Source organism: Oscillatoria salina IIICB1, assembly GCF_020144665.1.
Classification (GTDB): Bacteria; Cyanobacteriota; Cyanobacteriia; order Cyanobacteriales; family SIO1D9; genus IIICB1.
In genome coordinates this window covers 43,256-62,759 of sequence record NZ_JAAHBQ010000008.1, presented here as the reverse complement: position 1 = coordinate 62,759, position 19,504 = coordinate 43,256, and the positions used below count along the sequence as shown (strand labels likewise).

General features: G+C 40.3%; 22 protein-coding genes. 13 read left to right on the top strand and 9 right to left on the bottom strand.

Annotation, left to right across the window (positions count from 1 at the left end):
* Positions 1 to 17 precede the first annotated feature (17 nt).
* Together G3T18_RS02965 and G3T18_RS02960 are read left to right on the top strand one after the other, a co-directional pair.
* Positions 18 to 2,732: a CHAT domain-containing protein gene (locus tag G3T18_RS02965; RefSeq protein ID WP_224409033.1), complete on the top strand. Its 2,715-nt coding sequence runs from the start codon at positions 18 to 20 to the stop codon at positions 2,730 to 2,732.
* A 64-nt stretch (positions 2,733 to 2,796) separates the two neighbouring features.
* Entirely contained in the window at positions 2,797 to 3,228 is a 432-nt protein-coding gene (locus G3T18_RS02960) for a hypothetical protein (RefSeq protein WP_224409032.1), read from the top strand.
* A 326-nt stretch (positions 3,229 to 3,554) separates the two neighbouring features.
* Here G3T18_RS02960 and lysS read toward each other — a convergent pair whose 3' ends face one another.
* Positions 3,555 to 5,147 (bottom strand): lysine--tRNA ligase, encoded by a 1,593-nt coding sequence (lysS, locus tag G3T18_RS02955; protein ID WP_224409031.1) that lies wholly within the window; start codon positions 5,145 to 5,147, stop codon positions 3,555 to 3,557.
* A gap of 158 nt (positions 5,148 to 5,305) precedes the next feature.
* Between lysS and G3T18_RS02950 the strand changes: the two genes are divergently transcribed.
* Genes G3T18_RS02950 through G3T18_RS02940 form a run of 3 tightly spaced genes read left to right on the top strand, consistent with a single transcriptional unit; the run spans position 5,306 to position 6,275 of the window.
* Positions 5,306 to 5,722: a XisH family protein gene (locus G3T18_RS02950; protein WP_224409030.1), complete on the top strand. Its 417-nt coding sequence runs from the start codon at positions 5,306 to 5,308 to the stop codon at positions 5,720 to 5,722.
* The gene (locus tag G3T18_RS02945; protein ID WP_224409029.1) at positions 5,710 to 6,048 is read left to right on the top strand and encodes a XisI protein; all 339 of its coding nucleotides are present in this window, start codon (positions 5,710 to 5,712) and stop codon (positions 6,046 to 6,048) included. The genes G3T18_RS02950 and G3T18_RS02945 overlap by 13 nt, the downstream gene beginning before the upstream one ends.
* Positions 6,049 to 6,080: 32 nt before the next feature.
* A complete protein-coding gene (locus G3T18_RS02940; protein ID WP_224409028.1) occupies positions 6,081 to 6,275 on the top strand; it encodes a hypothetical protein in 195 nt (64 codons plus the stop codon).
* 47 nt (positions 6,276 to 6,322) lie between these two features.
* Here G3T18_RS02940 and G3T18_RS02935 read toward each other — a convergent pair whose 3' ends face one another.
* Entirely contained in the window at positions 6,323 to 6,490 is a 168-nt protein-coding gene (locus tag G3T18_RS02935) for a hypothetical protein (RefSeq protein WP_224409027.1), read from the bottom strand.
* Between the two features lie 132 nt (positions 6,491 to 6,622).
* Here G3T18_RS02935 and glpK point away from each other — a divergent pair, with 132 nt between their 5' ends.
* Positions 6,623 to 8,116, top strand: a complete 1,494-nt coding sequence (gene glpK / locus G3T18_RS02930) for a glycerol kinase GlpK (RefSeq protein WP_224409026.1) — start codon at positions 6,623 to 6,625, stop codon at positions 8,114 to 8,116.
* A 132-nt stretch (positions 8,117 to 8,248) separates the two neighbouring features.
* On the top strand, positions 8,249 to 8,833 hold the full coding sequence (locus tag G3T18_RS02925; RefSeq protein ID WP_224409025.1) for a Uma2 family endonuclease: 585 nt from the start codon (positions 8,249 to 8,251) through the stop codon (positions 8,831 to 8,833).
* Positions 8,834 to 8,925: 92 nt separating this feature from the next.
* On the opposite strand, the gene G3T18_RS02920 is transcribed toward G3T18_RS02925, so the two are convergent.
* On the bottom strand, positions 8,926 to 9,165 hold the full coding sequence (locus G3T18_RS02920; protein ID WP_224409024.1) for a hypothetical protein: 240 nt from the start codon (positions 9,163 to 9,165) through the stop codon (positions 8,926 to 8,928).
* A gap of 144 nt (positions 9,166 to 9,309) precedes the next feature.
* On the opposite strand from G3T18_RS02920, the gene G3T18_RS02915 reads away from it, so the two are divergent.
* Positions 9,310 to 9,858 (top strand): hypothetical protein, encoded by a 549-nt coding sequence (locus G3T18_RS02915; RefSeq protein ID WP_224409023.1) that lies wholly within the window; start codon positions 9,310 to 9,312, stop codon positions 9,856 to 9,858.
* A gap of 72 nt (positions 9,859 to 9,930) precedes the next feature.
* On the opposite strand, the gene G3T18_RS02910 is transcribed toward G3T18_RS02915, so the two are convergent.
* Complete coding sequence (locus G3T18_RS02910) at positions 9,931 to 10,698, bottom strand: ABC transporter ATP-binding protein (RefSeq protein WP_224409022.1); 768 nt, start codon at positions 10,696 to 10,698, stop codon at positions 9,931 to 9,933.
* A 32-nt stretch (positions 10,699 to 10,730) separates the two neighbouring features.
* Here G3T18_RS02910 and purU point away from each other — a divergent pair, with 32 nt between their 5' ends.
* Together purU and G3T18_RS02900 are read left to right on the top strand one after the other, a co-directional pair.
* Positions 10,731 to 11,585, top strand: a complete 855-nt coding sequence (gene purU / locus G3T18_RS02905; RefSeq protein ID WP_224409021.1) for a formyltetrahydrofolate deformylase — start codon at positions 10,731 to 10,733, stop codon at positions 11,583 to 11,585.
* Between the two features lie 74 nt (positions 11,586 to 11,659).
* The gene (locus tag G3T18_RS02900; RefSeq protein WP_224409020.1) at positions 11,660 to 12,157 is read left to right on the top strand and encodes a DUF4332 domain-containing protein; all 498 of its coding nucleotides are present in this window, start codon (positions 11,660 to 11,662) and stop codon (positions 12,155 to 12,157) included.
* A 43-nt stretch (positions 12,158 to 12,200) separates the two neighbouring features.
* Here G3T18_RS02900 and G3T18_RS02895 read toward each other — a convergent pair whose 3' ends face one another.
* The 5 genes from G3T18_RS02895 to G3T18_RS02875 all read right to left on the bottom strand — a co-directional run bounded on the left by G3T18_RS02895 (position 12,201) and on the right by G3T18_RS02875 (position 17,399).
* Positions 12,201 to 13,616 (bottom strand): sodium/glutamate symporter, encoded by a 1,416-nt coding sequence (locus G3T18_RS02895; protein ID WP_224409067.1) that lies wholly within the window; start codon positions 13,614 to 13,616, stop codon positions 12,201 to 12,203.
* A gap of 19 nt (positions 13,617 to 13,635) precedes the next feature.
* Positions 13,636 to 14,610, bottom strand: coding sequence for a succinylglutamate desuccinylase/aspartoacylase family protein (locus tag G3T18_RS02890; protein WP_318013921.1), 975 nt, complete (start codon positions 14,608 to 14,610; stop codon positions 13,636 to 13,638).
* A 59-nt stretch (positions 14,611 to 14,669) separates the two neighbouring features.
* Positions 14,670 to 15,575, bottom strand: a complete 906-nt coding sequence (gene rimK / locus G3T18_RS02885) for a 30S ribosomal protein S6--L-glutamate ligase (protein ID WP_224409019.1) — start codon at positions 15,573 to 15,575, stop codon at positions 14,670 to 14,672.
* Positions 15,572 to 16,048, bottom strand: coding sequence for an ATP-dependent zinc protease family protein (locus G3T18_RS02880; protein WP_224409018.1), 477 nt, complete (start codon positions 16,046 to 16,048; stop codon positions 15,572 to 15,574). Before G3T18_RS02880 ends, rimK begins: the two co-directional genes overlap by 4 nt.
* Before the next feature lie 157 nt (positions 16,049 to 16,205).
* Complete coding sequence (locus G3T18_RS02875; RefSeq protein ID WP_224409017.1) at positions 16,206 to 17,399, bottom strand: Coenzyme F420 hydrogenase/dehydrogenase, beta subunit C-terminal domain; 1,194 nt, start codon at positions 17,397 to 17,399, stop codon at positions 16,206 to 16,208.
* A 261-nt stretch (positions 17,400 to 17,660) separates the two neighbouring features.
* Between G3T18_RS02875 and G3T18_RS02870 the strand changes: the two genes are divergently transcribed.
* From G3T18_RS02870 to G3T18_RS02860, 3 genes are all read left to right on the top strand, one after another.
* Positions 17,661 to 18,209, top strand: coding sequence for a hypothetical protein (locus G3T18_RS02870; RefSeq protein ID WP_224409016.1), 549 nt, complete (start codon positions 17,661 to 17,663; stop codon positions 18,207 to 18,209).
* Between the two features lie 252 nt (positions 18,210 to 18,461).
* On the top strand, positions 18,462 to 19,118 hold the full coding sequence (locus tag G3T18_RS02865; RefSeq protein ID WP_224409015.1) for a DUF3386 domain-containing protein: 657 nt from the start codon (positions 18,462 to 18,464) through the stop codon (positions 19,116 to 19,118).
* Between the two features lie 62 nt (positions 19,119 to 19,180).
* Entirely contained in the window at positions 19,181 to 19,420 is a 240-nt protein-coding gene (locus G3T18_RS02860) for a NifU family protein (RefSeq protein WP_224409014.1), read from the top strand.
* Positions 19,421 to 19,504 lie beyond the last annotated feature (84 nt).

The following is a 19,504-nucleotide window of genomic DNA, read 5'->3' as shown; positions in this document are numbered from 1 at the left end:
TTGAGAGTAAATATGGTATGCGAAAGCGGAAATTCTTCAACTACAAACCGAAGTTAATCTTGTTAGTCTGCTTGTTTATCTTAGCGGTGGGGATACAACCTGTAGTTGCTCAAGTCAAAAATTCGGCGATCGCCATTTCTCAAGCTCAAGTAACAGCATACCAGCTAATCGACCGAGCGAAAACCTTGTTACAAGAGCGAAATTTTCCAGCCGCAGTCGGGGTTTTACAGCAAGCAGCAGAGGAATTTGCACGGCAAGGAGATGTCTTGAATCAAGCTGCGGCATTAAGCAATCTCGCTGCCACCTACAAAGAACTAGGCGAAATCTCCTCAGCACAGACCAATTTAGCAACCAGTCTTAGTTTATTACAAAATCAACCCCAAGACAAGAGCCGCGAGATTATCTTAGCCCAAACTCTCGACATTCAAGGCGATTTACAGCTAGCGATCGGACAAGGAGAAAATGCTTTAGAAACTTGGCAAAAATCGGCTCAATTATATCATCAAATCGAGCATAAAATTGGCGAGTCAAAAAGTAAAATAAATCAGTCCCAAGCCCTACAAAACTTAGGACTATATCCTCGCGCTTGTGACACTTTATTTTCTGCTTTCGACATCGATATTACTACTTTGGGCAAATCTTTAAACTTAGAAATTATTGAATGTGACTCTCTCAATGAGTTAACTTCTGAAGAATTAGTTGATTTTGCTCAAGAATTGCTGAAAATCATCGGCAATTATCCCGATCCTCAAACCAAAATTATTGGACTACATAAACTCGGCGATCTTTTACTCAAAGTAGTCGGAAATTTAGAGCTATCGGAAACTATTTACCAAGAAAGTTTGCGACTAAATTCGCAGTTTCCTGATTTAGCAGATCTTGGCACAATTTATCTCAGTTTGGGTAACGCCGAAAGAGCATTTGCGAAAAAAGCCGATGGAACTTGGATCGAATCAAGACTCAACAAAGCTTTAGAATACTATCAGCAAGGGCAAGAATTATCAAGCTCGCCGAACACAAAAATCAAGGCACACCTCAACAAATTTAATGTCTTTATCGAACTAGAAAGATATGCCAAAGCTGAAGAGATCGTCACCTTAATTCAACAAGAAATTGAAGCCTTGAAACCAACAAAAATAGCAGTTCAAGCGAGAATTAATTTTGCCAGAAACTTAGAAAAACTTCAACAAAGAACGCGCTCAAAAAACCCTCAAGAAATAGAATTAATCCTCCAAAAAGCCGCAGAAATTGCGAGAAAAATAGGAGACAAACGAGGAGAAGCATATGCAATTGGAGAGATTGGTAAAATTTACGAAATAACCCAGCAACTAGATCGAGCAGAAACAATTACTCTCCAAGCCTTAAATATTGCACCAGCATTCGGTGCCACAGATATAACTTATCAATATTTATGGCAACTAGGAAGAATTCAAAAAGCCAAAGGAGATCGAAAAGCTGCGATCGCGTCTATCTCAGAAGCAGTAAAAATCCTTGATTCTTTAGGTATCGATCTAGTTAATATTAGTACAGAAGCGAGATTTGACTTCCAAGAAAGAGTCGAACCAGTGTATCGTCAACTGGTAGACTTATTATTACAACCAGAAGCAAATGTAACTCAAGCAGATATCATTCAAGCGAGAAAAATTATTGAATCTCACCGACTAGCAGAATTAAATAACTTTTTCCAAGACAATTGCGTCAATACCCGTGAAACCGTAGCCAAAGAAATCGACCAAATTGACCCCACCGCAGCAGTTTTCTCCACAATTATTTTACCCGATCGCCTAGAAGTAATTGTCGCCTTGCCCGGAAAACCTTTGCGTCACTACGCCACATTTTTACCCCAAAACGAACTAGAAAATCAAGTTCTTGAATTACGCGACACAATTTTCAAACGTCAAAACAGATTTGCTTTACAACTATCCCAAGAAGTTTATAACTGGCTAATTCGCCCCATCGAAACAGAATTAGCGGCTAGCAACATCAAAACCTTAGTCTTTGTCTTAGATGGAGTTTTGCGTAACATTCCCATGGCAGTTATGCACGACAGCGAACAATATTTAATTGAGAAATATAGTATCGCGATCGCGCCAGGCTTACAACTAATCGACCCTCAACCTTTACAAAGACAAGAAGTAAAAATTATTATGGCGGGACTCAGCGAAGCTCGTCAAGGATTTTCCGCATTACCTGGGGTAGAATTAGAATTAGAGAAAATTGACGCGATCGCACCAAACCAACTTCTCTTCAATCAATCTTTCACCAAAGACAACTTTGAAGATATAATTGACTCGCTTCCTTTTCCAGTTGTTCACGTCGCCACCCACGGTCAATTTAGTTCCCAAGCTGAAGATACCTTTATTCTCACCTGGAGCGATCGCATCAACGCAAACGAATTAGATACAATTATTCGTAAAGAAGGACTTAACTCTGCCCCCATAGAACTACTCGTCCTCAGCGCTTGTCAAACCGCCGCCGGAGACAAACGCGCCGCATTAGGACTAGCCGGAGTAGCAGTTAAAGCCGGGGCGCGTAGTACCCTCGCCTCTTTGTGGTTAATCAGCGACCTCGCCACAACTGAGTTAATGACTCGATTTTACCAAGAATTAACCAACTCGGAAATCACCAAAGCCGAAGCCCTCCGCCGCGCCCAAGTAGCCGTATTACAAGACGAAAAATTCTCTGTACCTTATTTTTGGGGGGCTTTTGTTTTAGTGGGTAACTGGCTCTAGGCAATAGCTAATTTTTGCGGCTAAGATGTCAATAATTAATCCTACTAAAACCAACGACAAATTTATGACCCCTACCCTCTTCGGACGCTGGCAAACTCGCATCTTTCTTTTAGCAACTGTCGGTGTTTTAATCACCTTACCTTTCTCTTTTGGCATTATTGGACCAGGCACAGATAGTGGCGCAATCTTTTTTCGGATCTTGCTCTATATCGCTCTATTTGGCTTAGTTTGGGATTTAGTTTATAATTACATTCAGCAATTTCGTTGGGATCGAGATTGGCCCGCAGCGTTTCAACTTTTAGCAGGAATTTGGGAAGCAATATTTGTCGCTTGTTTGGTAAAATTATTTGGATTACCAGGAATTAAGCAAGATTTACCTTTAGTTTGGTTTACTATTCATTACAGCTTAGTTTGGTTAGGGGTGTTCCTTGCTTCCCAATCTATTATACGTCTTTTATTTCCTCGCTGGCGTTTTCGAGGCGGTCAATTATTGTAAACATTTGATTATCACCTCTCCCCCAACCCCTCTCCGACAAGGAGAGGGGAGCATTTTGATAATTATTTTGAGTTGAAAATTATTAATTAATTACTCCCCCTTCCCTCGTAGGGTAGGGGGGTTAGGTTAGACAATTTCTAATATTGTAAACATTTGATTATTACCTCTCCCCCAACCCCTCTCCGACAAGGAGAGGGGAGCATTTTGATAATTATTTTGAGTTGAAAATTATTAATTAATTACTCCCCCTTCCCTCGTAGGGAAGGGGGTAGGGGGGTTAGGTTAAACAATTTCTAAGAGAAAATGAAACAAACCTAAGTATAGCTCTAACTTTTTTTCATGGCAACTACATCCTGCAAACGCTGCAACACAAAATCCTTATTCAAATAAGATAACAAACCGCCTGCTTTTGGACCGCGTTCTTTCCCTAAAAACGAGTAATAAACCGCCGGAAAAGCCTTACCTGGTTTAATTGGTAAAGCCTTAGCCGTCGAGAACAAAGTAGTTTGTAACTCTTCGGCTTCCCAATTACTTGTTCCTGCTAAATTCTCCTGCAAATTTTGCAAATAATTTACTTGTTCTTCGCTCAATTCTTGCGTTTTTTCCGGTACAGAATCCCAATAAATAACTAACTTTTCTTCCTCATCAGCATAGTCTTCTAGCCACTTTTTCGCCACTTCAATACGACGATTAATTATTTGCCAATCGGAGTCAGTTAAAGGTGCTTCGCTGCGCTTTTCCACTTCTTCTTTGAGATCTAAACCGGGAATTTGTAGTAAAGAAATTAGCGTACTAAAATCAAAAGCTTGATAAGTTTTGACTTCACCATCTAGTTGCGAATAAACTAGCGGCATAAATTCTTTACTAAGTTCTTCGGGTTTCTCGGCGGCTGACTCAACCTCTGCTTTATACTTATCATTGAGCGCGTCATAGTCGCGAAATAAACGAGTAATTGTTTCGTAATTTGGCTCAAAATTAATTACCGTTTTCGGTTGAGTTCGTAACATCAAAAAGCGCAATAATTCTGGCGGAAGTAAAGCAGAAATTTCCTTCGCACTCGAACCCACACCTTTAGAAGAACTCATCTTGGTTCCCCCAACTAAGATAAATTCATAAGGTGCGTGGAAAGGAGGCTTTTCCCGTAAAACTTTCCGACAAATTGCATTAGCGACATCCCTGGAACCGCCTTTTTGCGAGTGATCTTTTCCAGCTAACTCAATAGTTACACCCACAAGTTCCCACTTCGCTACCCACTCAACTTTCCAAGGTAATTTACCATTACCATCAAAAGGAGAAATCCAACCAGAATGTCCGCAACCATCTACATAGTTTGTTGCTTCTGGCTGACAAGTATAAAAGACTTCTCCATCCTGATAATCTGTTACCACAGTAGTAGCAATTTTGCCACAATTTTCGCAAATAACTTGAAAAGGATACCAATTATCCGGACGTTCGGCTTTACTTACTTCGAGATAAGCTTCGCGGACTAAATGAGCATTATTCAGGAAAATATCGATATATTTATTCAGTTTGCCACTGCGATATAAATCCCGCAAATAATAAACTTCTTCGGGTTTAACTCCCAAATAGTCAAAAACTTCGAGAAATTCACCCATAAAATACTTCGCGTAATCGCTAGCAGTATCATTGGGAGAAGGAACATTACACAGAGGATAACCGAGATAAGGAGAAAACTTGGCTTGGTCTAAATATTTGGGTACGGTATCGAGTGCATCGTAGTCATCCACACCATACATAAATTTAACGGGCTTGTCAGCACGTTTCAAGGCACGATAAATTACATCGTGGATAATTACACCCCGCAAAGACCCTACGTGAACTCTACCAGAAGGAGTCTTAGAATCATTAACTAATTGTTCGCCTTGCGTACCTGCTGCGATTTTATCAGCCCAAAACATATACTAAAGATAAATTTACTTGACAATTTTCTAGTATAGCGCGGCGATCGCCATTCGGTTTTGACTAAATTTCTGTTACCCTTGCTCTCAGCATCGAGGCGGGACGACAATACACGATAAAATTGACATAAACAGTTTAAGTCCCATAACTCACGATTATGCGTGCAAAAGATGCGTTTCACGAGTTAGTTAGAACTGCACTTGAGAATGAGGGGTGGACAATTACTCACGATCCGTATCATATTGATTTAGGATTTGTTGATTTTTACATCGATCTAGGGGCAGAAAGATTAATTGCAGCAACGAAAGATGGTGATAAAATTGCCGTAGAGATTAAAACATTTCTCTCACCTTCAACTATTTCTGAGTTTCATACTGCTATTGGTCAATTTATTAATTATCGGATTGCTTTAGAAGAAGAGGAAGCTGATAGACGCTTGTATCTAGCGATTCCATCAGAGATTTATAAACGATTTTTCAAGTATTCATTTATTCAAACCGTGCTGCGTCGAAACCAGATTCCTTTATTGGTTTACAGTACAGACAAAGAGGAAATTGTGCAATGGATAAATTAGATTTATACCGCCAATTAATTCAAGAATTATTGCTCGAAAGAACTAAACTTCGCTCTCCGAATGACCCAGTTAAAAGTCAGGTTATTTTTGACCGAGAGAGAGATCGTTATCAACTGGTTAACTTAGGGTGGAAAAACAGCAGTACGCGAATTTATGGCTGTATTTTGCACGTTGACATTATTGAGGGAAAAATCTGGGTTCAATATGATGGAACGGAAAACGCGATCGCGTCTCAATTAGTTGAGAAGGGTGTTCCAAAGCAAGATATAGTGTTAGCATATCATGCTCCTCATGTACGCAAGTACACAGACTTTGCTTTAGGGTAAAATTGAACTAATAAATGCTGAGGAAGTATCAGATGCGATTAATTATTGAAGTTGATAATGATGCAGAATTAGAACAAGCAAAGTCTTTTTTGGCTTCTCTTTCTCTTCAATCTGCGGAAATAAGTGACTCTCGGTTAAAATCTAGACGCGATTTTGTCAAGCGATACAGAGAAAATCAAGTTTCTCTAGATGAAATTCCTTCGCAGGAAGAACGCAATGCTAGATAGATATTTTTTCGATGCAAATGTCTTTCTTTCGCGGAATTTATCCTGAATTATTGACGATCTATTTGTTCTAAAACTTGTTTTCCTTCTACCAATACATTTCCCAAAAACCATCTGAGATTATTAAAGCCGATCGCTACAGAAGAACTGGTAATCAGGGCTACCAAAATTAAGGTTTTTGTGTCTTTTCTGGGGTCTTGACGATCCATTTTGCTCAAAAATTCATCTCTCTAACGGTAGAGATTATAACATCACTTTTTGAGTCACTTAAAAAAAAGAAATGGATCGGCAAGTAACGAGATTGTAAGCTATTAAGTATCCCAGAATACCAAGCGCTAATTTTTCTAGCGATGACAAATTATATTTTAGCTCTCGATCTCGGTACTACAGGCAGCCGTGCAATCGTTTTCGATGCGTCTGGCGATCTTGTTACCCAAGCTTACCAAGAATTAAAGCAATATTACCCTAAACCTGGATGGTTGGAACACGACCCTACAGAAATTTGGCAGGATACTTGTACTGTAATTCAACAAGCTTTAGCCAAAAAGAGTATTTCTCCTCAACAAATAGTTGCGCTTGGTTTGACTGTGCAGCGCGAAACTTGTTTACTTTGGGATAAGGTTACAGGCGAACCGTTGCATAAGGCGATCGTCTGGCAAGATCGACGTACTGCTGCTCATTGTCGCCAATTAATTGCTCAAGGTAAAGCTGCGGAAATTCAACAACGCACAGGTTTAGTTGTCGATGCTTATTTCTCCGCAACGAAACTCGCTTGGTTACTGAGTTGGCTGCGCGAAAATCAACCAAATGTTAACTTAAATAACGTTATTGCTGGTACTGTCGATAGTTGGATTTTGTGGAACTTGACAAATGGCAAAATTCATGCAACAGACCATAGCAATGCGAGTCGAACGATGTTGATGAATTTAGCAGCAAAAGACTGGGACGAAGAGTTATTAGACTTGTTTGCAATTCCCCGTCAGATGATGCCTGAAATTAAGCCTAGCATAGGTTTGTTTGGCAAAACAGATCCGGAGTTATTCGGCGCAGAAATACCGATTACGGCGATATTTGGCGACCAACAAGCAGCCTTATTTGCTCACGGCTGCGATCGCGCCGGGATGTTAAAATGCACCTACGGTACAGGCTGCTTTCTTGTAGCCCAAACTGAAGACAATCTCACACTTTCTCAACATCAACTTCTGGCTACTGTAGCTTGGACTACAGCAGAGAAAACAAACTATGCTCTCGAAGGAGCGATGTTTACCACTGGGGCTTGTATTCAATGGTTGCGAGACGGGTTAAAATTAATTAAATCCGCCGCCGAAACTGAGACTTTAGCTACTCAAGTAAAAGACAGCAATGGCGTTTATTTTGTACCAGCATTAAGTGGTTTAGGGACACCTCATTGGGATATGAGCGCACGTGGGGCTTTCTTGGGAATTACCGGGGGCGTACAAAGAGAGCATATCGTGCGATCGGTACTCGAATCAATAGCTTATCAAGTCAAAGAAGTTGTCGAAGCAATTAATCAAGATAGCGACACAGCAGTTAAGCTTTTAAAAGTTGATGGTGGTGCTTGCAAAAATGACTTTTTAATGCAGTTTCAAGCTGATATTTTAGGTGTTCCTGTCGAACGTCCCGCTATCCTTGATGCAACCGCTCAAGGAACAGCTTTTGGTGCGGGTTTAGCGGTGGGTTTCTATCAAGATTATCGCGAATTGATTGCCAGTAGAAAAGTAGATAGAATCTTCGATCCTGGAGTAGGTGCAAATCAAGCTCAAGATAACTTTATTATTTGGCAAAAAGCGGTCGAGCGAGCGAAAAATTGGCAAGATGATTAAAGGGTTTTATCTTGATTACCCAAGCTATTTTATAGATATATATATCGCATAGCTTACTAAAATAATTAATGAAAAATATAACTGCTATCCAAGTGGTATAATGAGTTATGGTTTAGTTTTTTCAGTTTAACTATGATTGCCTCTCCTGAAAATTTCAGTATTACCTCCGAAGAATATCTTCAGATGGAAGCACAAAGCCCTACTAAACACGAATACATTGATGGTGAAGTTTATGCAATGGCAGGTGCAAGCGATGTTCATGTAACAATATCTCTTAATTTAGCATCTCTCCTCCGTAATCACGTTAGAGGTACTGGTTGTCGGGTTTATATTTCTGATATGAAAGCCAGAATTGAAACTAAGAATAGATTTTATTATCCTGATGTAATCGTAACTTGTGACGAACGCGACCAAGAAACTACTCATTACAAAAGTTTTCCTTGTCTAATTGTGGAAGTTCTTTCTGATTCTACAGAAGCTTTTGATAGAGGTGATAAATTTGCTGATTATCAAACCTTAGCTACTTTACAGGAGTATGTTTTAATTAATTCTAAACGTCAGCGAGTAGAATGTTTTCGACGTGGGGATAATGGGTTATGGATTTTGCAGTTTTACACCGAAGAAGAATCTGTATTTCAACTAAAAAGTGTTGATTTTGAAGGTAGTTTGGCAAGTCTTTATGAAGATGTATCTTTTGAATTGCAGTCTGAAGCTTAAAAAATGGGACAATTTGAGTATTTATCGTGACTAGAAGACGTTGCATTTAACGTCTCTACAAAGCGAAGATTAAATTATATTAAATTTATAAATTATTGAAAAACTGCTAGTAAAACTTCTTCTACATTTTGAGGTAATTTAATTGGATAAAAACGATTTACTGAGAAAGCATAATCTTCACCACTGTTATCGACAATGCGAATAAGTCCGTGAGTTTTAGCTTCTGCATCGGGTATAATACGATATAGTTTTCCTATTTCCAGTGAAGCTTGATATCCTTCGTTATTAATACAGACTGCAAAATTTTCTACATCAATTAGTTTTTCTTGCATAACTCGATTATAATTAACATAATTGAGATTATAGCCTGTGCGATCGCGTAATTCTCAACTTGTGTTACCAATTTAGTAACTAGATTTAGTTTTACCCAATGTCCCAGCTAAGTTAGAAGCGTTGTTTAGCTTTTAATCGTGAAAATGAAGCTTGCTAGATATCGTTGGGGAAGTGCAATTTTACTCGCTTTATCCCTGAGTTTGAATAGTTGCGCTAATATCGGAGAAAAAACTCTCTCGAAAGAATTAATTAATAACTTAGAATGGACGACGGGAGGCTGTAATGATGTTTACATTTATGGCAAAAATTCTGAAGATACGATCGCGTGGTTTTTCGAGTCTCCAGGTTTGGTAGCCGCAGCCGTGGAAGCTGGAGATACCGAAACTTTTGAGTTAGATTTAAGTGAAGAAAATAGTCGGCTACGGCTAGAAACTGGGGAAAGATTGACAACGGAAATTTGCAATGATGTAGTTATTGATGATTCTCGTCCCTTAGTTAAAGGTACTTATCAAGCAATTTCTGGACAAGCAACGGTGGAAATTATTCCTGATGATGGTGATGGAAGAAAGGGTGCGAATTCAACTGCAATTTTCACGTTTTCTGACGTAGTTTTTGAGTCTGAGTCTGGTGAAGTATTAACTTTCGAGAAGTTGTCTCCTGTAACGGTGAAAGTGGGCTGGCTACCTGGTTAAAAATAGCTGTAGAGATGTTGAATTTAATGTCTCTACAAGCTAAGAAAATTCTTTCAAGAGGGTGGTATACTATTAATGAGAAAAAGCTACTGCTAACATTTCTTCTGGGGTAAGGTGAGAATGAATAACTTTACCGTCGCGAAACCAAACAATTCGCTTGGTAAGACGAGCAACTTCTGGTTCGTGAGTTACCATAACTACAGTGATTCCAGTAGCATTTAATTCGGTAAAAATATCTAAAACTTCTTGAGTAGTGCGAGAATCTAGCGCTCCGGTGGGTTCATCTGCTAAAAGTAGAACAGGTTGATTGACGATCGCGCGTGCGATCGCTACCCTTTGTTGTTGTCCCCCAGAAAGTTGAGTGGGTTTATTGTGGAGACGGTTTGACAAACCTACTTTAGTTAAAGCAGCAACCGCGCGATCGCGCCTTTCTCCACTACCTACACCAGCATAAACCATCGGTAGCATAACATTTTCCAAGGCTGTCATTTGCGACAGCAGGTGAAATTGCTGAAACACAAAGCCGATTTTGCGGTTGCGAATTGTCGCTAACTCGCTGTCTGGTAATTGGGAAACATCCACACCATCCAAATAATAGCTTCCGGAAGTGGGACGATCTAAACAACCGATGACATTCATTGCTGTAGACTTACCACTACCAGAAGGTCCCATAATCGAACAATATTCGCCTTTCTTGACAATTAAATCGACTCCAGCTAAAGCGCGAACTTCGGCATTACCAGTACCGTATACTTTATAAATATCTTCGATGCGAATAATAATCGGCTGATACTCGTCGTTAGTGTATGCTAGGTTATCTGCTGTTAGTTGTTCGCTCATCGGATGCTTGATAATTGTTTTCTTTAATTATTATGTCTAATTCAACTGCAACCTTATTATTATCCTGCCGCGATCGCCGGGGACTCGTGGCAAAAATTGTTAATTTTATTTACTCAAATGGTGGTAACATCATCCATGCGGATCAACATACTGATTTAGCAGCAGGAATGTTTTTCACCCGCATCGAATGGCAGTTAGCCGGATTTAACCTACCTCACGACGTGATTAAACCTGCATTTAGCGCGATCGCTAAACCTCTCGATGCAGACTGGCAAATTCACTTTTCTGATACCATTCCTCGCATGGCAATTTGGGTAACAAAACAAGATCATTGTTTGTTCGATCTTCTCTGGCGAAAACAAGCCAAAGAAATCAGCGCCGAGATACCTTTAATTATTAGTAATCATGCTAATCTCGCTGAAATTGCCCAACAATTTAATATTGATTTCCACCACATTTCTGTCACCAAAGAAACTAAAGCCGAAGCCGAAGCTAAACAATTAGAACTAATTAAAGATTATAACATAGATTTGGTAGTTCTTGCTAAATATATGCAAATTCTTAGCCCCAATTTTATCGCACAATTCCCCAATATTATCAATATTCATCACTCATTTTTACCTGCATTTGCCGGGGCAAATCCTTATCAACGTGCCTATGAAAGAGGAGTAAAAGTAATCGGTGCAACCGCCCATTATGTAACTAGCGATTTAGATGAAGGTCCAATTATCGAACAAGATGTCATTCCCGTAACTCATCGCGATAATGTTAAAGATTTGATTCGCAAAGGTAGAGACTTAGAAAGATTAGTTCTCGCTCGTGCAGTACGCTTGCACTTACAAAATCGCGTCTTAGTTTATGACAATCGGACTGTAGTTTTTGCCTAAATTTTTAATAAGAAACTGAGATGAAATACCGTAAGGTAAAATATATTACAGATAAGATTTTATGAGCAGTGACAATGCCACATTATATTCGTGAAATAGAAAGTATCGATGCGTCAGAAGCTGACAAACTAGCAGCAGTTGGAATCACAACTACCGAAGAATTGTTTGAAAAAGGCACTTCCAAAGAAGGTAGAGAGGAACTGGTAAAAACCACTGGTATCGATAAGGGAAAAATCCTCAAATTCGTGAATATTGCCGATTTATGCCGAATTAAAGGCGTAGGAGGAGAATATTCCGAATTGTTGCAAGCTACAGGAGTAGATACCGTTGAAGAACTTAAGCGTCGTTCTCCCGATACTTTATATGATAAAATGATCGCCGAAAACGATCGCCAACAGCGAGTCAAGCAACCACCTTCATTATCTCAAGTTCGGAACTGGGTAGCCCAAGCCCAAAGACTGCGAACAGCAACTACAATTACTACAACTCAAGCAGCGATCGTTCCTCAAGGCTTTAGAAGTTTACCTGCATATCCCAATCAAACTGAATGGTCGATTGAATGGTGTGATTAAACTTCATAGTGAGGACTTTAGTCCTCTCATTGCCCAATTTTATCTAAGCATCTTGTTTAGTATAAACTACAGTTGACTTAATTTTTTGATAATTCCAGAAACCAAAAATTAACCAAAAAATTAGTAAACTTCCCGTAATTAACAAAACGCCCACTGCACCAAATTGTCTCATTAAAATTGGTGCAGCAGCCGTAAAAATTCCTCCACCGACAATAGGCGTAAAAAGTAACTGTTTGTAAGCAAAACTTTCAAACGCACCACTCTTGTTTTGCGGGTCAACCATGCGTAATAATAAAAGCCCTGTGGGTGTTACTCCCATTGATTGCCCTAAATCGCAAATTCCTCTTTCAAACCAATAGTTAGGTAACAGACGCGGTGCGAGGTAAACAAAAGCAAGTACATTCCAAGCAATTCCAACTATTGCAAGAATTAAAAATACTTCAATATTGGCTTCCAATACCTTTAAATTAATCGTCGCCAATGCAGTAACAACTACTAAATCTAGTGCTACTCCACCAATATGTTCTTGTAACCTGCGTTCGATTAAATAATCTAACTCAAAACGTTCCATTACTAATTGAACTATCAAGCCTCCTAACATGGCAATCGGAAATAAAGGCACAAATTTAAACAATCTAAAACCTAAATCCAGATATATCTCTAACCATTGTAGTAACTCTAAAATTGCCCAAGCAAGGGCGATTGCTATGGCGGTAAAACCAAAGTTAAAAGACAACGAATCGACAAGCAAATTACTTTCTTTTGTCTTAATAATTGGTTTTCGATCGGTCAGTAATTCTACATCTTCAACTACAGCAGAATCAACTTGGACGTGACCTTGGCGAATACCCCAATTAACTAAAATAGTTCCCGCAACCACAGCCGAAACAATCCCTACTGTTGCCAAAGATAAACCTAATTCCGAAGCTGCTAAAAATCCTAATTCCTCAAAAGTACCTGCCATTCCTGCGGCGGTTCCATGTCCTCCTTCAAAGGCAATTTCGATTAAAATTCCTGCTAAAGGGTCAGCTTGAAAAAAAGGAATTAAAATTAATAAAGTTACGCCAATTCCAGTTACATATTGTCCCCAAGCCAAAGTTTGTGCAAAAGCGACTTGTGGGGAAGTTTTGCGCCAAATTTCTTGCCAATCAGGAATATTTTCGCCTAAAAATAAAGCCGCGAAGACGAGGATAATTAAAATCCCCGGAACTTGCTCCCAAACAGTGCGAATTGATTCGGGAAATAAACCATTTTTCACCAAATAACCTTCTCCACCCGCAGCCGCAATTATACTTCCTAAAACATCGGGTCCGAGTAATAATCCTATTGTCCCTGCAATAATTGATTCCGGTAGGTATAATTTTTGTAAGATTGGTAGGCGCTGCTTAATCCAGCTTCCTAGTAAAATGAGTAAACCGACAGCGATCGCGGCAAAAAATACATCGGAAACTGTTACCATCAGCACAGAGACTCTCTCCTCATTGAACAATTGCTAAATGCACGATACCATCTCCTTGATTTACCAAGGGATTTTGCGTATGACCGATGACTATTCCCCGCACCCCAGCGCGAATTTTGACGCTTGTCTCCCCAAAAGCATCATTAATTGAACATAAAATTTGTTTTTTGTCAACAAAATCTCCCAAACTTATTTTCAGGTGTAAAATGCCACTACGAGATGCTCTGATCCATTTACTTTCCGAGACTTCTTGGGGATTTTTTGGTGGTAGTAAATGAGGTACAGAATACATTTCTAGCACATTCATCACCCGCAAAATGCCTTCCACCCCAACGCGAATTGCTTCGGGGTCAAACCTAAGTGCTTCCCCAGCTTCATAAAGTAAAATGGGAATGCCTCTTCTGGTAGCTGCTTGGCGCAAAGAACCGTCACGAGTGGTAGCATGAATAATAATTGGTGCGCCAAAAGCTTTCGCACAGCGATAAGTTTCCGAGTCATCTAAATTAGCTCGAATTTGCGGCAAATTTATGCGATGATGGGAAGCAGTATGCAAGTCAATTCCGTGGGTACAACGGCTGACAATTTCCTTCATAAATAAACAGGCTAAACGGGAAGCTAATGAACCCGTTGCGGAACCAGGAAAAGAACGATTTAAGTCTCTTCTATCGGGAAGATAGCGAGATTGTTCGATAAAGCCAAAAACATTAACCACAGGTACAGCAATTAACGTCCCCCGTAACTCTTGGGGGTTGACTTTTGACAATACTTGATGTATAATCTCTACGCCATTAAGTTCGTCACCATGAATCGCAGCACTTAACCAAAGTTTCGGTCCCGGTTCAATCCCGTGAACCACCGTCACCGGAAGCGAAATCATCGTCTGAGTAGGAAGACGTGCCACCGGAATTTCCAAACGACGGCGAGTGGCGGGAAAATAGGCAAAAGCATCGGTTGCCTTTGCCTCTTGTTTCAGTTCAAAAGTATTATCTGTCACGCGATGTTAGCTTGGATACAACCTCCCGATCTAGAATAGCGATGTCCTTCTTCGGAGAATTAATATTGAATGCGATCGCGGCTTTTTCCCGGAACCGCATTTTTCTCCAAATAGCCAATAATTTTCCCAGCCACATCGATTTCCGTCGCCCTCTCAATTCCTTCTAATCCCGGAGAAGAATTGACCTCCATAACCACCGGACCGTGATTAGAACGCAGCAAATCCACTCCAGCCACCCGTAAACCCATCGCCTTCGCCGAACGCACGGCGGTACTACGTTCCTCCGGAGTTAACTTAATTTTCTCCGCCTTTCCACCCCGATGCAAATTCGAGCGAAATTCACCTTCGGCACCCTGTCGTTTCATCGAAGCAATCACCTTATCGCCAATCACAAAACAGCGAATATCTGCACCCGCAGCCTCCTTAATAAACTCCTGCACCAAAATATTCGCATCCAAACCGCGAAAAGCCTCAATCACAGACTTCGCCGCTTGGGTAGTTTCCGCCAAAACCACACCAATACCCTGCGTTCCTTCCAACAGCTTAATCACCAAAGGCGCACCACCCACAGTTTCGATTAAACCATCAATATCTTCCGTTGCATGAGCAAAACCAGTCACAGGTAAACCGATACCTTGACGGGCGAGAATTTGCAAACAGCGCAGTTTATCGCGAGAACGAGAAATAGCTTGCGACTCATTCGGCGTAAACACCCCCATCACCTCAAACTGGCGTACCACCGCCGTACCGTAAAACGTTCTAGACGCACCAATTCGAGGAATAATCGCATCAAAATTTTCTAAAGGTTTCCCCTTATACACGATCGCTGGTTTACTCGAAGTAATATTCATATAGCAACGCAGATAATTAATCACCCGCATTTCATGTCCCCTTTCTTCCCCAGCCTCCTTCAGACGCTTAGTGGAATAAAGAGTCGGATCTTGCGAGAGGATAGCAATTTTCATAACTGTTGTTGTTGATTTTCGTGACCTTTTTGATGGTAACGGCGACTTTGGACGAACGAATTTCCTGGATCTACCAAAAATCTCCTCCGCAACGCCTGACGACCCAGTAGCATCCGAAAACCCATGACATCGCGATTAGTTAAGGTAAGTTCAATTTGCCACTGAATGCCACCCAATTCTACAACAGTCGCGATCGCTGGTCGTAGTTGGGCTACCCCCCCGGAATTCCGTACCTCTCGCCGATCTAAAAGTTTCGCTTCAGCGACTACTGTAGTTTTGCTATCCCGTTGGTAAGGATGCACCTGAAAACGCACCATCTCTTGACCATCTCGCGGAAAAATTTCCACATCAAAAGCGTGTAAAGCAGACGATCGCGCCCCTGTATCTATTTTCGCCTTAACTTGAGAAATTCCTAATTCTGGTAAAGCAATTCTCTCTCGCCACCCTATAATCAGTAATCGTTCCTGCTTCATTAGTATCTGGTTTGTGGTGTTTGGTCGGTAGTTAGTGATTGCTAGTTAGTAATTGAGGATAAACTAATAACTGTTCACTGGTAACTGGTAACTGGTAACTGGTAACTGTTTACTGTTTACTGATAACTGAACCCAATCCCCATTCCCCAATCCCTAATCACTCAGGTAATTGATACTGTCCCACAATACGTTTAGCATAATCAGGGACGTGCGCCTCTAACTTTTCCGGATGATTGCGCTTGAGATATAAATAATTCCTGGTAAAGTGAGAATCAATCGAAAAACGGGCATATTCTAAACCCTTCGGACCAATTTTTTCAATCACAACTCCCATTAATTTAGCCGCCCACATCGGCAAAGTAACACCTTTGTCATAAGCCGGAATACTTTGTTGCACCGCTTGTTGACGAGAACCCGAAGACATCACAGGCTGCACATCAAGTTGATTTTTAACTAATTCCAGCATTTCTTTACCAGTATCATTTCGCACCAAAATCCATTGCCAACCAAAAGGTGCGCCCATATAACCCACAACCAAATCTGCCAACGAGTTCACATAGTCAAAACAACTCATACAAGAAGGCGCAAAAACATCTTTTAATTGATTAGTTTTCAAACCAAAGAAAGGTACTTTTTCAATCGAACCATCTTCGTGTTTAAAATGCACCCGAAAATCTTGCATAAATTCGTAATGCACTACAGTATCCGGAGACTTACTTGTCGTTTCTAAGAATTTTTGTAACCCAGCGCGAGTAACATTATCCACACAAGGTGTCCCCAAAACATAAAGCTTTTCTAAACCTAATTCTTTCTCAACAGCCCGCAATGCTTGAATTTGACAGCCAACGCCAATAACTAATAACCTTTTCATCCCCGATTTTTCCACTTGTTCTAAAACGGAAAGATTCGGCGATAAGGTAGGTTTATTTACTTTCGCTGCTAACACTTCTTCTGGCGTTCTTGCAATAACTGGCATTGGTTGAAAGCGGTCTTCTTTGGTATTCTGAACGCAAACTACACCTTCAACTTTGCCTTGGTTAAGCATTTCGCAGGCAATACTACTCACAATACCCGTCCATTGTGCGCCCTCTAGAGGCTGTTTTTTCCTCGCCGCCATCATTTCCTGACGCACACCAAAATACCAGTCGTCAGCGTCATCTAAGTTGCGACTGCGCCCATGTGCCTCGGCTTCCAATTCGGCAATTTGTTGATTAAGAAAAGCGCAAGCTTCCTTGACATAATGCACATAATATGTATCGCAAAGTCCGCACTCACTACAAAGTTCCTTCGCAGGGCGACGGCTACCGGGTTTGAGGGCTTTAGCTTTTTGATGAGGACGTAGAGCAATCATGTATAAATGTTTGTTAAGAGAGTAAAGATAACCACAAAACAGGGTAAAGCAGGATTTGGCTATGTGGTAGGTAATTGTAAATGATTGTAATGAATTTTGGGGTAGGATGTCGCTTTCAACACCACTCAATATTTTTTCAGCTTAATCTACAATACTAGAGTTAGACCAAGTACAAACAGTTAGATTAGCAGAAAATTTGAGTATTTAGGAAAAGGATTTTCCAGTAGGGAAAAAAGCAATTAAAAGTTTTATTTAGGAATTATGAAATTAGAGAATACTCCTGAAATTGCTAAATTGAACGGATACATGGAAGCCATGAGTTATTGTTTAAAAGGTTGCGACTATGTAATTTGGTTTAGTGCTAGAGGTATTGAACTCGATGATGGCGATTTAGATTCTCAGGTATTAAATCGACTAGCAATTGATAAAAATTATCGGGAAAAAACTCCCGAAGCCGAACTTCAAAAGCTAATACAACTAGCTGATCCGAAAACTAAACCTCATTTATCAACAATGGTTGAGGGTAATCGCTATTTATTAACAACAAGAATTAATACTTTCATTGCTCGGATAAATCCCTCAGATGGATTTAAAAATGTTGGCAAGCACAAAAAAAACGATCTTATTAGATGTTTTTGGCGTAATGTAGAGGCGTACATTGATCATGAAAACTCGAGAATTTTTCAATATAATCCAGCTTTTGGTGTAGATGACGAACTTTGGGATTTTATTATTTGGGGATTTACTTTTTTGCTCTTCAATCAAAAACAAAAAAAATGTTTACTAATTCATGGTGGTGCATCTGATTGATAATTTAGTTAATAGTTTTACTGATAATTTGTCGCGAGCGTAATTCTCCCTATCCAACTGCTAATACCGGTTAACGTCGCGCAATTGAAGATCGCGATCGCAGTTCGGTCATTTAAGATTATCGCTAGTCAGAAATACCCACTCAACTGATTCTGGCAAAAGAGCAATTAGCCGTACACCAGATCTACTCTCACCGTAATTCCACTTAAACTATTAGACTAGAAGAAGTTATATCGTTCGACAACAGCTTTTATGAGTGAAACCAACAACGCGCGCGAAATTTTTCAGTCAGCCTACGAAAGTCGCTACACTTGGGACGAAAATTTTCCGGGTTACACTGCCAACCTGGAAATAAAACAAGGTGACGAAACTTACCAGGGTAAAGTTAAAGTTAACCCAGACCTAAGTGTCGAAATCTCTGGTATTGAAGACGAAAAAGTACGCGAAAGCGTTTATAACCAAATGCGGGATATCATCACCCACCGCAAACGCAGTACCTTTGCCGCCGCCCACGGCAAAAATCAGTTTAAACTAGGGGAAAAAGACTCCACAGGTGCAGTAGAAATCCTGGTTTCTGGTGACGCGATGGGTTCAAACTACAAAGTACGCGGTCAAGAAATTACTCAAGTAAGTCGCGTTATGGGACCAATGGCGTTTACCATTAATACCAAAGAAAGCCTCGATACTGGTAATGGTTACGTCTCCACCGCTTATAACGCCGTTTTCCGCGATGCCAAAACTAACGAATTAAAAGGAAAACGTGACTTTGAAGAAACTTATGACAAGGTAGGCGAGTATTACTTACCCAGTCGTCAAATCATTCACGCGATTAGCAAAGATGGACAAACAACTACCACTGAGTTTAATTTCTCTAATCTTCAACTTTTAGAACCTGCCCCAGTAGCTTAGTTTCTTGACTTGGAGTTAGGATTTAGTTAACAGCAACAAAATACATAAAAGCTAGGTAAACTATGACAACATTAGCACTTACGTCAGATAACGTTGAGCAAGTTTTGGACGATATGCGTCCTTACTTAATGGCTGACGGCGGTAACGTCGAGTTAGTCGAAATCGAAGGACCAGTAGTAAAATTGCGTTTACAAGGTGCTTGCGGTTCTTGCCCCAGTTCAGCAATGACCCTGAGAATGGGTATCGAACGACGTTTACGGGAGTTTATCCCGGAAATTGCTGAAGTTGAGCAAGTAGTGTAAACTCAAACACACAAAAGTTTTTTGGTCGCTTTTAAGTTAAGGGCAGTCTTCCAGAGAAGTCACTTACTTTTGACTTTGCTTGGG